Source organism: Bradyrhizobium sp. B120, assembly GCF_049075665.1.
Taxonomy (GTDB): domain Bacteria; phylum Pseudomonadota; class Alphaproteobacteria; order Rhizobiales; family Xanthobacteraceae; genus Bradyrhizobium.
In genome coordinates, this window is record NZ_CP185242.1 from 3,721,006 (window position 1) to 3,735,848 (window position 14,843).

The window sequence follows — 14,843 nt, forward strand, 5'->3', positions numbered from 1 at the left end:
TGAGGCGAGGGCGCTAGGCCGGCTCGCGTGTCAGGATCAGCGAAGCGTTCTGCCCGCCGAACCCGAACGAGTTCGACATCACGGCGGTCACCTTGGCGTCGCGCGCCTTGTTGCCGACCACGTCGAACGGGATCGCGGGATCGGGCACCTCGTAATTGATCGTCGGCGGAATCCGCTGATGCTCGAGCGTGAGTAGCGAGAAGATCGCCTCGACCGCACCGGCTGCCGAGATGGTGTGGCCGACCATCGATTTGTTCGACGACACCGGAATGTTTTTGGTGTGCTCGCCGAACACCGCCGCGGTCGCAAGATATTCCATCTTGTCGTTTTCCGGCGTCGAGGTGCCGTGCGCGTTGATGTGGTCGATTTGCTCGGGCTCCATGCCCGCGTCAGCAAGCGTCTTGCGCACGCAGCCGATCGCCGGCTTGCCGTCCGGGGCAGAGCGGGTGCGATGGAAGGAGTCGGTGAGCTCGCCGCAGCCGGCGACGACGCCCAGGATGCGCGCGCCGCGCGCCATCGCAGCGTCGTAGCTCTCGAGCACCAGTGCGCCGGCGCCTTCGGCCATCACGAAGCCGTCGCGGTTCTTCGAGAACGGCTTTGAGGCGGCTTGCGGCGGATCGTTCTGGGTGGAGAGCGCCGACAGCAGCGAGAAGCGCACCAGGGCTTCCGGATTGACCGAGCCGTCGGTTGCGACGCACAGCGTTGCATCGGTTTCGCCGCGGCGGATCGCCTCGACGCCGAGCTGGATCGCGGTCGCACCGGACGCGCAAGCCGTCGAGAGCGAAATCGGCGACCCCTTGGTGCCGAAGGTCTCGGCGAGGTTGAGCGCGACCGAACCGAAGGTGAAGCGCCGGTGGAAGTGCGTAAACTTGCCGCCGCTGCAGGTCGCCAGATAGTCGATGATGCCAAAGTCCTTGGTCGGAACCTCGCGCGCGACCTCAAGCCGCTGCGGCCACTCGGTCTCGATCGGCGCGACCGCCAGAAACAGCGGGCCGGGGAAGTCGCCCTTGCTGCCGATGCCGGACTGCTCCAGCGCTTCCTCGGTCGCGATCTCCGCCAGGCGCTGCGACAGGCTGGTCGAGGAGAACGGATCGACGGTGACGAAATCGACGGCGCCGGCCATCGTCGTCTTCAGACTGTCGAGCGGGAAGCGCGTCACCGTCTTGATGCCGGACTCGCCCGCGCTGAGGCGCTTCCAATTGTCGGTCTTGCCGCCGCCGAGCGACGTCACGATTCCCATGCCGGTCACGACGACGATCGGTCGGCCGAATTTATCGCGTGGTGCTGTCATGGTGTCCCCGTCGGTGCTTGCGCCGAATTACTTGACGGCCTCGACCAGTGCCATGCCTTCGCCCTGCCAGTGGCCGACCCCCAACACGACAATCTGGGTTGGCGCTTCGGTCTTTTCAACCTCCAGCCCGGTCGGGTCGTTGGCCGGATAGAGCGCGCCGCGGGAAATCGACAATGCGGCCAGCGCGAGCCCGAGCGGGAACTGCGCCTCCATGGTGTGTCCAAAGGTCGTTCCGGTGGCACGCACGGCAAGGCCGGGGTGTTGACCGAGGAATTCGCGCTCCTCGGCGGTCGCAGGCTCGGCACCGGTCGCGCCGGTGATCAGCATCGCGTTGTCGTTGCTGACCCCGAGCTGCGGCCACATCGCCTGCAGCGATTTCGTCACTGCGCCGGGCTGCTTGCGCTTGGCAAGATCGGCGACCACCTTGGTCAGCTTGGCGTACGGCTTGGCGCCGCGCGCTTCGGCGTGCTCGCGCGACTCCATCACCAGGAAGGCGCCGGCAGAGCCGATGGCGAATCCCGGGTTGTTTCGGCGGGCCCAGACCGACGCGTATTGATCCTTGAGCGCGAAGTCGCCGAACGAATAGAGCATCAAGAGGTCGCCGCGATCGCCATTATGGGCCGCGCCGACCAGCGCGATGTCGCTCTGTCCGGCCCCGATGCGTGCGACCGCGATCCGCGCGGCGTCGATGCTCGAGGCTTCCTCGCCCATGAAGGTGCGCGACGTCCCGCACACGCCGTGAACGATCGCGATGTTGCCGGCAAGCAGGTTGGAGAGCTGCGCCAGGAACAGTGTCGGGCGCAACTCGTTCATCAGCTTTTCGTTGAGGGCGGCAGGCGGCAGCTTGCCCTGCGCATCGGCGTTCATGATCGCCAGGTCGACACTGAGGTCACGCTCGCCGCCACCGGCTGCGATGATCATGTCCATCCGCGACAGGATTTCCTGATTGCCTTTGACGCCGGCGGAATCAAGCGCCAGCCCGGCGGCGTAGGTGCCGATCCGCTGCCACGTCTCCATCTGACGCTGATCGCCCTTTTTCGGGATCTGGGCGTCGAAGCTGACGGGGGCGATCGGATGGATCACGTACGGCGCGAGGCGCTTCTCGTCGGCATTGACGCGCCTTTCGCCGAGCGCCTCCCAATGCGCATCCAGCCCCTCGCCAAGCGAGGAGAGCAGGCCGACGCCGGTGATCCAGACTTCCTTCTCAGCCATTACAAATTGCCTGCAGCGGAAACCCGATCTTGTTGGCGAGCGCATCCATGTGCACACGCAAGTCCGGGCTGGGGAAGGGGATATGACGGAAGGTCAGTTCGGCGTTGCACTTGAGCTCCTTGCCGACGCGGACCTTCGCCGAGGTCACGGTGAAGCCTGAACCTTCGTGTTCGATCTTGGCTTCGATCGTCAGTACCGAGCCGGGGCTGACGAAGCCACGCATCTTGGCTTCCTTGACCATGGCGAGGAAGGGCATGCGCTCGAACCTGGTCAGACCGAGGATCAGCCAGCCCGAGCTCTGGGCCATTGCTTCGGTGAGCAACACGCCGGGCATGATCGGGTAGCCCGGGAAGTGCCCGGAGAACACAGAGTGGCTGTCCGGCGGGACATCGGCCTCGACGACAATGGTCTTTGCGTCGAGGTTGAGGTCGACAATCCGATCGATCAGCTGAAAAGTTTCAAGCTGCATGATGGGCGATTACGAGGCTGAGCCCGTGCCCGCGTTCTTGGCCGCAACCAGCTCGTCGATGCGGTCGGCGAGATTCTGCAACACGAAGTACTGCTCCGTCGTGGCCTTGCCGTCGTTGACCTCCTGGGTCCATTTCTCAAGCGGCATCTTGATCCCGAAGGCCTTGTCGATGGCAAAGGCGATGTCGAGGAAGTCGAGGCTGTCGATTCCCAGATCGTCGATCGCGTGGCTCTCCGGCTTGATCGTATCGCGCGGGATGTCGCAGGTCTCCGCGATAATGTTGGCGATCTGCTCGAATGTGGAGGACATCATTAAGCCTTTGATATATTGAAGGTAATTCCGGGTCGGCTCGGAGGAGGCGGGCGCGGTGCCCCGGATTGCCTGATTGCTGCTGCCGGAGTCGTGTGCCCGTATATCGGAGCAGGGCCGTTAGTTCAATGGAGCTTGGCCGGCCTGGCGAGGACGGTTTTTGGGTACGGTTCCGGCCTGCCTAGCTGCGCGGCATCACCGTAATCTTCGCGCAATCCCGGCGTCCCATCAGCACGCAATCCTGGGTCTTGCGTAAATCGGCGATGCTCATGGCGAGCCAGATACCGATCGCGGTGAGCGCCACGGTGAAGGCGAAGGCGGCGATGTTGGCAAGCATGCGCTGGCGGAAATCGTCCGGCTCCTCGCGCGGCTTCTCATAGCGGGAGAGGTCGTTGGCGACGGAAGCAGGAACGACGGAAGCGGGCCGGGTCGATCGGGCCGCCTCCTCGCGCTTGCCGGGCGGCTGCGCCAAGGTACGCGGCCGGAATTTCAGCACCACGTGCTCGTCATCCGAGGAAATTGGCCGCTGCGTCTTCACTGTTGTCAGTCCGGTCGCGTCGCCGCTTATGTTTAGCATGTTCGCTGCGCTTCACACCTAAAATCTTGATGCGCGCAGAGGTGGTATTTATCCTTCGATGGTCTCGTGGAACCGACTGTAGTCGATCCGCAGGCGGCCGTCGTCGGTCGCCTGCAGGATCTCGGCATAGCGATGGCCGAAGCGGATGTCGGAATGTTCGTACGATTTTCGCGCATGCACAGTTTGCGCTGCAACGTCGTCAAGGCCCGACACGAAGAGGCCGAGCCCGGCATTGACGGCGTTGAGCTCCGCGGCGTCGAGACCGCAGAGCGGGCTGTCCTGGTCGATGACATGAAACAGGGTCCAGCTCAGCGCGAGCGCCGGGCTTTCACTGCGCAGGAGCGGCAGTTCGTAGAACCGGCGGTATGGCATGCCTTCCTTGCTGACGCCGTTCTTGAACAGCCACAGCCGCGCGGTGGCATTGGCGATGATGTTGTGCCGCTCGTTGGCAAGGCGGATCATCAACGTGAGCTGGCCCTCATGGTCCGAGATCACGGGATTGTCGGCGAACAGCAGGCGCGCGCTCGGCCGCGAGAAGCGGGCGAAGATCAGCCCGGTCATCAGCGACATCGAGAAGATGCCGGTGAAGAGTTCGATGGTGGCGATGAAGTGCCCGTAATGCGTCTGCGGGTGCATGTCGCCATAGCCCGCGGTCGAAAGTGTCTCGATGCTGAAATAGAGGTAGTCGATGTATTGGCCGTCAGGCACGTTGGCGATCGGATAATCGCCAAGCCAATACATCAAGGCGAAGACGGCGTTGAAGGTGATGAACACCAATGCTGCACCGCCAATAAAGGCGGGCCACGATGCCGTCATGCAGCGATGGCTGATGTCCGCCCAGAAACTGAGCTCCAACCCTTCGGTCACGACCTCGCGGTTGCCGAAACGGATCGTGCGTGCCTTCACGCGTTCGCTTGCTCTCAGTGCCATTCCGACGAACCGGCTCTTCCGCCTGCCTGTGACATCATGTCATAATGGAACCCATTCCGGAGTGCCGGTCAAACGGGAGTACAAATCATGGCCCATACGCGCGAGCCCTACGTCAAACCGGTCCCGATCATGTCGCTGCGACCGACCCAGATGACGGTCGGCATGCAGGAGGTGAAGGAGAAGCGGAAGCGCTGGCGCGAGCACAGTTCGGACAAGAAGCGCGCCGAACTTTTGGGCAAGCACATGATCCCGGTGGTCCATGGACCGGACGATCGCTACTACGTGGTCGACCATCATCACATGGCGCGGGCGCTGCACGAGGAGGGCGTCAAGGACATCCTGGTCACGGTGATCGGCGATCTCACCATGGTCGAACGCGACGTGTTCTGGGGCGTGATGGACAACAAGCGCTGGGTCTATCCCTATAATGCAAAGGGCGAGCGCTGCCATTTCAGGGACATTCCGAAATCGATCAAGGATCTCAAGGACGATCCGTTCCGCAGCCTCGCCGGCGAGATGCGCCGGGCCGGCGGCTTTGCCAAGGACACGACGCCGTTCAGCGAATTCCTGTGGGCCGACTTCCTGCGCCGCCACATCCCGCGCAAGACCGTGGAGAACAATTTCGCCAAGGCGCTGGAGAAGGGGTTGGCGCTGGGCCGTGGCAAGGACGCGGTCTATTTGCCCGGATGGTGCGGGCCGGCATCTGACGACTGACCGGGCGTAGCCTCCGGTCTGTGCGGGTCCTCCTTGCCGCCGAGCGCGTGGTGCAGCCACCGCTCGGTCCGCTTGCCGAAGGTCAGCAGCAGGAATGCCAGCACGAGCGCGGTGATGACGATCGGCCAGTGTCCGGCGCCGCAGACGATCCCGACGCAGGCGGCGAAGAACGCACATGCCGCGCTGGTCAGGCCGCGGACCTGAAAGCGGTCGCCTTGGCGAACGATCACGCCGGCGCCGAGAAAGCCGATGCCGGTCAGCACGCCCTGGATCACGCGGCTCACGGCATCGGTGAAATGGCCGGGCTCGACGGCCTGCAATGCCAGCAGCACGACCGTAGCCGTCGACAGGCTGACGAGACCCAGGGTCTTCAGCCCGATCGGCTTGCCGCGCAGGTCGCGGTCGAGTCCGATCGCGCCACCGGCAAGCGTGGCCGCGCCGAGACGCAGGATGATCTCGCTCCAGTCTACCAAGGCGTCCTCTATTTCGGCTGCCGGCCGAGCATGTAGAACTCGGCGTTTGGCCGCATGCCGGTGACGTTCGCAAGCCGGTTCGAGAGCGCGAAGAAGGCCGCGACCGCGGCAATATCCCAGACGTCGTCGTCGCTGAAGCCGTGGGTCGCGAGCGCGGCGAAGTCCGCCTCCGCGACCTCCTCGGCCGCGCGGCTGACCTTCATGGCGAAATCGAGCATCGCGCGCTGCCGCGGCGTGATGTCGGCCTTGCGGTAGTTGATCGCGATCTGATCGGCGATCTCGGGGTTCTTGGCGCGGATGCGCAGGATCGCGCCATGGGCGATCACGCAATACTGGCACTGGTTGGCGGCGCTGGTCGCCACCACGATCATCTCGCGCTCGGCTTTGGAGAGGCCGGAGTCCTTTTCCATCAGCGCGTCGTGATAGGCGAAGAAGGCGCGAAACTCGTCGGGGCGGTAGGCCAGCGTGAGGAATACGTTCGGCACGAAGCCGGACTTCTCCTGCACCGCCAGGATGCGGGTGCGGATATCCTCGGGGAGCTTGTCGAGAGCGGGCGTCGGGAAGCGTTTTGCGGTCGGCTGCGTCATGAGATGGTTCCGGCGTGCCGCGGGGACGCGGCGTCACGCGAAACCATAGTGGATGACGGCTTGGGCGCAAGGCGCATCGGCGCCCTGCCATAATGACGTCAGCGTAGCGGCTTCTTCAGGAGCGAGAAGCGGTCCGGATCGAGGCCCAGTGACGGCTGCAGCATCGGCGCCTCGGCGGGCGCCACGGTGCGCGGCGGTGCGGGAGGGTTGAAGTTGGCCTCGCTCTGCGTGTCGCGATGCGAGGTGGCGCCGCGCCAGCGCTCCAGCACGGCGCTGACGAAATGCATGTCATGGCCGGCGGTGACCGACGGCACCGTTGCGATGGTGGCTTCGCCGCGCGGCAGCTGGTGCGGCGGCACCTCCTTGAAGCGCAGCCGGGTCGGCAGCGCCACGCCTTCGCCGAACGCCAGCACTTCGCGGGTGCCGAGCGAAGGCACGAACGACAGCAGATTGGCTGCGGCATCCGACACTGCGGAGCGCAGCAGCGCCTGGTCGCGGTCGTTGGCGAGGCGCATCGTGAACAGCGTGTTGCACTGGGAGATGATGGTCGCGTCGAGCTCGGCCGGACGCTGGGTGATCAGGCCGAGATAGACGCCGTATTTGCGGCCTTCCTTGGCGATGCGCGACACCGCCTTGCGGGTCGGCCCGAAGCCGATGTTGCGGTCCGCGGAGGCGTAGCGGTGCGCTTCCTCGCAGACGAACAGCATCGGCGAGACGCCGTCGCTCCACAGCCCGAAATCGAACGCCATGCGGCACAGCACCGACACCACGGAATCGACGACTTCGGCCGGGAAGCCCGCGAGCTGCATGATGGTCATCGGCTTGCCGTTGGCGGGCAGGCGGAACAGATGGCTGATCACCTCGGCCATGGTGTCGCCGCCGACATTGGCATTGTCGAACATGAAGGCGTAGCGCGGATCGTTGCGCACCGCGTCGATGCGCGAGATCAGCTTGTGATAGATGATGCGCGAGGAGCGGTTCTCGAGCTTGCCCATGCGCTCGTCGATCAGCGAGATCAGGTCGACGAGGCGATAGGGCACCGGCGTATCGACGGTGTAGCCGACCTGCTTGGGGTCGACCCGCTTCAGCCCGAGACCGACCCGGTCGGAGTTCTGGTACTGGGTGTAGATGCCCTTCGCCATCGGGATCACTTCGGCGAGGATGTCGAGCTCTTCGGGCACGCCGGGCCGGCCGCCGAACAGCACGTCGACGATCTCTTCGAAGTTGAACAGCCAGAACGGCAGCTTCAGGTTTCGCGGGTTGAGCACCTGCGCGCGCTCGCCGAAGCAGCGGCCGTATTCGTTGTGCACGTCGAGCAGGAAGATGCGCAGGTTCGGCCGCGACTTCAGGATCTCGTTGAGCAGCAGCGACACGCCGGTGGATTTGCCGACGCCGGTCGAGCCGAGCACCGCGAAGTGCTTGGAGAGCATTTCCTCGACGTCGACATAGGCGATAACCGAACGATCCTGCTGCAGCGTTCCGACATTGATCTGGTCCGAGCCGCTCGGCGCATAGACCGTGCGCAGCTCCTGGTTGGTGATCAGGTCGGTGCTGTCGCCGATGGTCGGATAGTGGGTGACACCGCGCTGGAATTTCGGGCGGTCGCCGCCGAGGATTTCGCCGAGCAGGTCGACCGAGGCGGTCGCCATGTATTCGTCCGACGCCGCCAGGTTCTCGCACGACACTTCGGTGATCATGGCGACGATGACCGAGCTCGCACAGCGGATACTGACGAACCGGCCGACCGTCGCGCGCATTTCTGAAAGCTGTATCTGGCCGCCCGTCAGCAACCCAACCCGGGCCTGCGAGCCGCGCACAGAGATCACACGTCCAAAGGATGTCACAGTTCCAGCCTGGCTCGTTCGCAAAATCTAAATGTCCGGACCAATATGCGCGCCCGGGTTTGGAAAAACCGTTAAATCGCCGAGGTTGCGCATCGGCTAAATCTACACCTTCCCGGTGACGATTTGTTTCTATCGTGCAGCGAGATTGCGCTTGGTCGCGCCCATCGGCGGCGAAATCGTCGCTTTCCGGCACAGCCGGGTTTGTTTCGCGGCTTTTCCGTTAAGGCGGGATTCACCATCTTCGAGGAGTGCATCGGCAGCTCCGTAGGTTTACGGAGGTTTCGGCGCGATGTGTTACGCCGTGTCTCCAGGTATCGTGTAACCGATTGCTAACTGCGAGTTGTAACGACCTTTCCATCAGTACTGCGTAACGATGCCGCGCCCGGGAGAGATCAGCGTGCGCATCGAACACCGCAATTCATCATCAGGAAATGCCGACGCCGGCTCGACCAAGGGGCTGGCGTTCTGTGCCGGCCTGCTCGTCGGCAGCCTGTTCGGAAGCGTGACCGCGCAGTGGAGCGAGCGCGAAGGCCTGTTGATGGCGGCCTTCGCGATCATGGCCGTGATCGTCTTCCTGTTGCTGAAGCGGCATGAAATCTCCGACGCGCGGCTCGCCACCGAACGTCGCAATCTCACGACCGCCGTGGACAACATTCCGCAGGGGCTCGTGCTCTACGATGCGTCGGCGCGCATCATCATCTGCAACCGTCCCTACATCGAGATGTTCGGGCTTTCGCCCGATGTGGCGAAGCCCGGCTGCACCATGCAGCGGCTGATCGCGCACCGGCAGGAGACCGGCTCGTTCGATGGCGACGTCGACGAATTCTGCGATGCCATTATCCGCAATGTGAAGCTTGGCCGTGGGACGCGTCAGCTGACCGAGGCGCCGGGCGGGCGCGCGATCGAGATCGTCAACAAGCCGCTGCCGGAGGGCGGCTGGGTGGCGACCATCGAGGACGTCACCGAGCGGACGCGCACCGAGAACAAGATCGCGCATATGGCGCACTATGATGCGCTCACCGATCTGCCCAACCGCCTGCTGTTTCGTCAGCGCCTCGAGCAGGCGCTGAAGGCGATCGGACCCGACGAACAGATCGCGGTCATGTATATCGACATCGACGAGTTCAAGAGCGTCAACGACGCGCTCGGCCATCAGATCGGCGACGAGCTGCTGAGGGTCATCGCCGAACGCCTGCGCTCCTGCGTCGGGGGGGCCGACGTCGCGGCGCGGCTCGGCGGCGACGAGTTTGCCGTGATCCAGACTGCGGTCCGCGATCAGACCGAGACCATGCAGCTCCTGGCCGCGATCTATCAGACCATCCGCCAGCCGGTCGATTGCAGCGGGCACCTGATCACGACCGACGCCAGCATCGGCATCGCGGTCGCGCCCGCCGACGGCCTCGACCTCGATCAACTGCTGCGCAACGCCGACCTCGCGCTCTATGGCGCGAAGAGCGACGGCCGCCGCACCTACCGGTTCTTCGAAGCCGGCATGGATGCGCGCGCCAAGGCGCGGCGCAGCCTCGAGCTGGAATTGCGCCAGGCCATCGCCGACGGCAGCTTCGAGCTGCACTATCAGCCGTTGCTTCATCTCGAGGACGGCCGGGTCAGCTGCTGCGAGGCACTGGTGCGCTGGCGGCATCCCGAACGCGGCACCATCTCGCCGGCAGATTTCATCCCGGTCGCCGAGGATACCGGCCTGATCAACGATCTCGGGCACTGGGTGCTCAATACCGCGTGCCGGGAAGCCGTGAACTGGCCGGATCACATCAACGTCGCGGTCAACGTGTCTCCGATCCAGTTCAAGAGCCAGACGCTGGCGCTGAACGTCGCCGCCGCGCTCGCAGCGTCGGGGCTCGCGCCCTCGCGGCTCGAGCTCGAGATCACCGAAGCCGTGCTGATCCGCGACGACGAGGCCGCGCTCGATATCCTGCATCAGCTGCGCGAGCTCGGCGTCCGGATCGCGCTCGACGATTTCGGCACCGGCTATTCGTCGCTGAGCTATCTGCAGCGCTTCCCGTTCGACAAGATCAAGATCGATCGCGCCTTCATCAAGGATCTCGCCGGGACCGGCGCGTCGTCCACCATCGTCCAGGCCGTCGTGAACATTGCTGCAGCAAGCGACATGACCACGACCGCCGAAGGCGTCGAGACCGAGCAGCAGCGCAACCTGCTCCGCAGCCTCGGCTGCACCGAGATGCAGGGCTTTCTGTTCAGCCGGCCGGTACCGGATGTCGAAATCCGCAAACTGCTGTCGTCGCATCGCGAGAGGGCCGTCTCGGTCGCCTGACCGCCGCCCCCGGCCGCTTTCGACATGTGATTTCAGCCACGGAATGCCGCGCGAGCGCCGGCCATCTTGTCGATACGCAACAAGAGGGCTCCGCCATGTACATTCTCGTGAACGCGCTTCTCGTTCTGGCGATCGCATTCTTCTTCTTCCTGCCGATGACCGATCGCCGCACGGCGCGGATGAAGCTCTGCATGGTGTGCGCGCTCGCCGTTGCGCTGACGGTGTCCGCGACCCTATCCCGGCCGCACCGTCCGGCACCGGTGATGGTGTCGAAGGGCTAGGCACGGACGCTGGCCTCAACGGCTGCCGCAGTTTCCGGGATCAACATTTTGTTGACGGGACCTAATCCTTTGTACACTAGTACAAATCGACGCACCGAAGCTCGCGCGCCAGAGCGGCAAGCCGTCGATCGGGCGTCGTCGTCGTGGAAGGAGCCCGCCCCATGCAGCCGGAACCGATCTTCGATCTCGCGCATCTCGGGCACATGGAGCTGCTGACGCCAAAGCCCGACGAGAGCCTGAAGTTCTTCGTCGATGTCATGGGCATGACGGTCAGCGGCCGGAAGGGCGAGTCGGTCTATCTGCGCGGCTGGGACGATTACGAGCGCTACTCGCTGAAGCTGACCGCATCGAACACCTCCGGCATGGAGCACATGGCGCTGCGGGCCCGCAGCGCGCAGGCGCTCGAGCGCCGCGTCGCCGCGCTCAAGGGCTCGGGCTTCGACATCGGCTGGATCGATGCCGACATGGGGCAGGGACCGGCATTCCGCTGCCGCGATCCCGACGGCCACGTCATCGAGCTCTATTACGAGACCGAATGGTACGAGGCGCCGGCCGAGCTGAAGCCCGCGTTGAAGAACCAGGCGCAGCGCTTTCCGGCGCGCGGCGTCAACGTCCGCCGGCTCGACCATCTCAACTGCCTCGCGGTCGACATCAAGGCCAATCGCCTGTTCTTTGAAGCCTACCTGGGGTGCCGCACCACCGAGCAGATCGTGCTCAACGACGGCACCGAAGCGGCGATGTGGATGACGATGTCGAACAAGAGCTACGACTTCGCCTATACCCGCGATCATTACGGCCAGATGGGCCGCTTCCATCACGTCACCTACGCGCTCGACAGCCGCGAGGAGATCCTGCGCGCGGCGGATATTTTTCTCGAGAACGGCGTGCATATCGAAACCGGACCGCACAAGCATGCGATCCAGCAGACGTTCTTTCTCTATGTCTACGAGCCCGGCGGCAATCGGGTCGAGGTCGCCAATGCCGGAGCCCGCTTGATCCTCGCGCCGGACTGGAAGCCGATCGTGTGGACCGAGGAGGAGCGCAAGAAGGGCCAGGCCTGGGGCTTGAAGACGATCGAATCGTTTCACACCCACGGTACGCCGCCGGTGATCGACTAGATGCCCGGCCGCCGCAAGCAAACTGACCCCGCGCGTCGATACGTCGCCTCGAACACGCGCGGTCGGACGACAACATGGATGCGTAGCCGATATAATCCGCTTGGAGAGGGCGGGCGCTGCGTTGCGCGGGGCGCGTGAACGGTGAGAACAGGTACAATGGCTGGCAGGACGCCCAAGACGTCGGCGAAGAGCGCAAGGACGGGAGCTGCGAAGCGTGGCGCCGCAAAGCCGCGCCTGCTCGCAGGCGGCAATCCGCAGATCGCAAAGGGGTATGGTGACGCTCCGGTGCAAGCCTTTATCGCGGCGATGCCGGGGTGGAAGCGCGACGTCGGACGCAAGCTTGACGCGCTCATCGTGCGTACCATCCCCGGCGTGCACAAGGCGGTGAAATGGAACTCGCCGCTCTACGGCATCGAAGGCGATGGCTGGTTCCTCGGCATCCATGTCTTCACGCGCTATGTCAAAGTGGCGTTCTTTCGCGGCGCATCGCTGCATCCGGTGCCGCCGGGCGAGTCCAAGCAGCAGCACACGCGTTATCTCGATATTCATGAGAACGACGAGCTCGACGAAGCCCAGTTCACCGCCTGGGTGAAGCAAGCCAGTCAATTGCCCGGCGAACGGATGTGAGTGGCCATGCAGGTCAGGACCGGCGGGCAATGGCCACGACGCGCCGTCGATGCAGCTCTGCGCGCGCAAGCGTTGCCTCGCCGCGGGCGTTTGGTGTTAGGCTGCACTGAAGCACGATGAATCGGCATGGTGCTTCAGGTTGTTGTTCTGGCATGATCCTTTCGGAAAACCGCTTCGCACTTTTCTGGATCAATGCTCTGATAGCGTCAGAGGAAAACGTCGATGAGCGAACACACGACGGACAAGCGCGCGCGAGAGGCGTCTCGCAGGCGATTCCTTCAGGCGGGCGCAGCACTGGCCGGTGGCTCCGCGATCGCGGGAGTTGCCGGTTCTACCGCGCTTGCCGAACAGGGGAATAATCTTCCGCCCAACGTGCCGGAATGGATGAAAGCGCCCGGCGATCCGATGGGAAGCCAGCCCTATGGCACGCCGTCGGTTCACGAGAAGGGCGTGGTCAAGAACATCTCGAAGACGTTGCCGCAATATATCTCCGCGTCGGGCCGCACGCCGTTGCAGGAGCTCGACGGCATCATCACGCCGAACGGTCTGTTCTACGAGCGCCATCATGGCGGCGTGCCGACCATCGATCCGGCCGAGCACCGGCTGATGTTGCACGGCATGGTCGATCGCCCGCTGGTGTTCACGATGGAGGACATCCGCCGCTTTCCGTCGCAGTCGCGCATCCACTTCATCGAGTGCTCCGGCAATCCTGTCTACACCAAGCCCTACGGCAAGACGGCCTCCGACCTCGTCGGCCTCCTGAGCTGCGCGGAATGGACCGGCGTGCCGCTGAAGACGGTGCTGGACGAAGCAGGCCTGCAGGCGGGCGCCAAATGGATCGTCGCCGAAGGCGCCGACGCCGCCGCGTTGACGCGCTCGATTCCGATTGAGAAGTGCCTCGACGACGCCATGCTGGTCTACAGCCAGAACGGCGAGCGGCTGCGTCCGCAGCAGGGCTATCCGCTGCGCCTGTTGCTGCCGGGCTTCGAGGGCAACATGAACGTGAAATGGCTGCGCCGGCTCAAGGTCGTCGCCGAGCCGGCCTATTCGCGCGAGGAGACCTCGAAATACACCGACCCGATGCCCGATGGCACGTCGCGCGAATTCACCTTCTACATGGAGGCCAAGTCGATCATCACGCGGCCGTCCGGCGGTCAGAAGCTGACCACGCACGGCTTTCACGAGATCACCGGGATAGCCTGGAGCGGCCACGGCAAGGTCAAGAGCGTCGAGATCTCGCTCGACGAAGGCAAGAGCTGGCAACAGGCCGAGCTGCAGGAGCCGGTGCTGACGCGCGCGCTCACGCGCTTCCGCTTGCCCTGGCACTGGGACGGCACCCCCACAGTGATCCAGAGCCGAGCCATCGACGAGACCGGCTACGTGCAGCCGACGCTGGCGGAATTGGTGGCGGTGCGCGGTCTCAACTCGTTCTACCATAACAACGCGATCTGGCCCTGGCGCATCGATGCGAATGGCGAGGTGACCAATGGCCAGGCGTAATCTGAAGACCGCCGCGATGGTGAGTGCGATCGCGATGCTCGGCGTCGCTGTTCATGCCGAGGAGCGCTACGGCATCGGCCGCGAGGCGACGCCGGCGGAGATCGCCGGCTGGAACATCGATATCGGCCGTGACGGCGCGGCGTTGCCGCCGGGCAGCGGTAGCGTCGAGCGCGGCCGCATCGTGTTCAGCGAGCAATGCGCGGCGTGCCATGGCGACAGCGGGCAGGGCGGCGTCGGTGACCGCCTGGTCGGCGGACAGGGCACGCTGGCGAGCCCAAAGCCGATCCGCACCGTCGGCAGCTACTGGCCCTATGCCTCGACCTTGTTCGACTATATCCGCCGCGCGATGCCGCAGAACGCTCCGCAGTCGCTGAGCAATGAAGATGTCTACGCGGTGTCCGCCTACATCCTCAGCCTCAACGGCATCGTCCCCGCCAATGCGGTGCTCGATGCGAAGTCGCTCGCCGCCGTCAAAATGCCGAACCGCGACGGGTTCGTCTCCGACCCGCGGCCTGACGTGCATAATCGGTGAAGCGCGGGCCGGGCGGCCGTCGCGCGCTGCGGTCGTCGTGCCGCGCCGGCGGCTGCCTCGCGGCATTGTGACCTGGCGATCCCTGCATC

At 64.4% G+C, this 14,843-nt stretch carries 15 protein-coding genes and 1 pseudogene; 7 read left to right on the plus strand and 9 right to left on the minus strand.

The features are described 5' to 3' along the window. Positions 1-13: 13 nt before the first annotated feature. The 6 genes from ACOIX3_RS16700 to ACOIX3_RS16725 form a co-directional block, all read right to left on the minus strand. Positions 14-1,291, minus strand: a complete 1,278-nt coding sequence (locus ACOIX3_RS16700; RefSeq protein ID WP_420970927.1) for a beta-ketoacyl-ACP synthase — start codon at positions 1,289-1,291, stop codon at positions 14-16. A gap of 27 nt (positions 1,292-1,318) precedes the next feature. Next, positions 1,319-2,503: a beta-ketoacyl-ACP synthase gene (locus ACOIX3_RS16705; protein WP_420970928.1), complete on the minus strand. Its 1,185-nt coding sequence runs from the start codon at positions 2,501-2,503 to the stop codon at positions 1,319-1,321. Continuing rightward, the gene (locus tag ACOIX3_RS16710; protein WP_420970929.1) at positions 2,496-2,972 is read right to left on the minus strand and encodes a 3-hydroxyacyl-ACP dehydratase FabZ family protein; all 477 of its coding nucleotides are present in this window, start codon (positions 2,970-2,972) and stop codon (positions 2,496-2,498) included. Before ACOIX3_RS16710 ends, ACOIX3_RS16705 begins: the two co-directional genes overlap by 8 nt. 9 nt (positions 2,973-2,981) lie before the next feature. Then, on the minus strand, positions 2,982-3,281 hold the full coding sequence (locus tag ACOIX3_RS16715) for an acyl carrier protein (RefSeq protein WP_021081038.1): 300 nt from the start codon (positions 3,279-3,281) through the stop codon (positions 2,982-2,984). 181 nt (positions 3,282-3,462) lie between these two features. Then, positions 3,463-3,858 (minus strand): hypothetical protein, encoded by a 396-nt coding sequence (locus tag ACOIX3_RS16720; protein WP_420970930.1) that lies wholly within the window; start codon positions 3,856-3,858, stop codon positions 3,463-3,465. A gap of 48 nt (positions 3,859-3,906) precedes the next feature. Beyond that, positions 3,907-4,788 carry an ion channel gene (locus tag ACOIX3_RS16725; protein WP_420970931.1) on the minus strand — a complete coding sequence of 294 codons (882 nt, stop codon included), beginning with the start codon at positions 4,786-4,788 and terminating at the stop codon, positions 3,907-3,909. An 87-nt stretch (positions 4,789-4,875) separates the two neighbouring features. Between ACOIX3_RS16725 and ACOIX3_RS16730 the strand changes: the two genes are divergently transcribed. Further along, entirely contained in the window at positions 4,876-5,502 is a 627-nt protein-coding gene (locus tag ACOIX3_RS16730; RefSeq protein ID WP_420970932.1) for a ParB-like protein, read from the plus strand. Here ACOIX3_RS16730 and ACOIX3_RS16735 read toward each other — a convergent pair. The 3 genes from ACOIX3_RS16735 to ACOIX3_RS16745 all read right to left on the minus strand — a co-directional run bounded on the left by ACOIX3_RS16735 (position 5,463) and on the right by ACOIX3_RS16745 (position 8,406). Beyond that, positions 5,463-5,975: an MgtC/SapB family protein gene (locus tag ACOIX3_RS16735; protein ID WP_420970933.1), complete on the minus strand. Its 513-nt coding sequence runs from the start codon at positions 5,973-5,975 to the stop codon at positions 5,463-5,465. The genes ACOIX3_RS16730 and ACOIX3_RS16735 overlap by 40 nt on opposite strands. An 8-nt stretch (positions 5,976-5,983) precedes the next feature. Next, the gene (locus ACOIX3_RS16740) at positions 5,984-6,562 is read right to left on the minus strand and encodes a peroxidase-related enzyme (protein ID WP_342722564.1); all 579 of its coding nucleotides are present in this window, start codon (positions 6,560-6,562) and stop codon (positions 5,984-5,986) included. Positions 6,563-6,660: 98 nt separating this feature from the next. After that, positions 6,661-8,406: an ATP-binding protein gene (locus ACOIX3_RS16745; protein WP_212315113.1), complete on the minus strand. Its 1,746-nt coding sequence runs from the start codon at positions 8,404-8,406 to the stop codon at positions 6,661-6,663. Between the two features lie 514 nt (positions 8,407-8,920). Here ACOIX3_RS16745 and ACOIX3_RS16750 point away from each other — a divergent pair. The 6 genes and pseudogenes from ACOIX3_RS16750 to ACOIX3_RS16775 form a co-directional block, all read left to right on the plus strand. Then, positions 8,921-10,696: pseudogene (locus tag ACOIX3_RS16750) on the plus strand (putative bifunctional diguanylate cyclase/phosphodiesterase); the annotation flags it as partial. 95 nt (positions 10,697-10,791) lie between these two features. Continuing rightward, a complete protein-coding gene (locus ACOIX3_RS16755; RefSeq protein WP_420970934.1) occupies positions 10,792-10,977 on the plus strand; it encodes a hypothetical protein in 186 nt (61 codons plus the stop codon). A gap of 161 nt (positions 10,978-11,138) precedes the next feature. Continuing rightward, positions 11,139-12,095, plus strand: coding sequence for a catechol 2,3-dioxygenase (locus ACOIX3_RS16760; protein ID WP_420970935.1), 957 nt, complete (start codon positions 11,139-11,141; stop codon positions 12,093-12,095). A gap of 156 nt (positions 12,096-12,251) precedes the next feature. After that, positions 12,252-12,722 (plus strand): DUF1801 domain-containing protein, encoded by a 471-nt coding sequence (locus ACOIX3_RS16765; RefSeq protein ID WP_420970936.1) that lies wholly within the window; start codon positions 12,252-12,254, stop codon positions 12,720-12,722. Between the two features lie 222 nt (positions 12,723-12,944). Further along, positions 12,945-14,222 (plus strand): sulfite dehydrogenase, encoded by a 1,278-nt coding sequence (gene soxC, locus ACOIX3_RS16770; RefSeq protein WP_420970937.1) that lies wholly within the window; start codon positions 12,945-12,947, stop codon positions 14,220-14,222. Positions 14,223-14,238: 16 nt separating this feature from the next. Beyond that, complete coding sequence (locus ACOIX3_RS16775) at positions 14,239-14,754, plus strand: c-type cytochrome (protein WP_420971744.1); 516 nt, start codon at positions 14,239-14,241, stop codon at positions 14,752-14,754. The last annotated feature ends 89 nt before the right edge of the window (positions 14,755-14,843 follow it).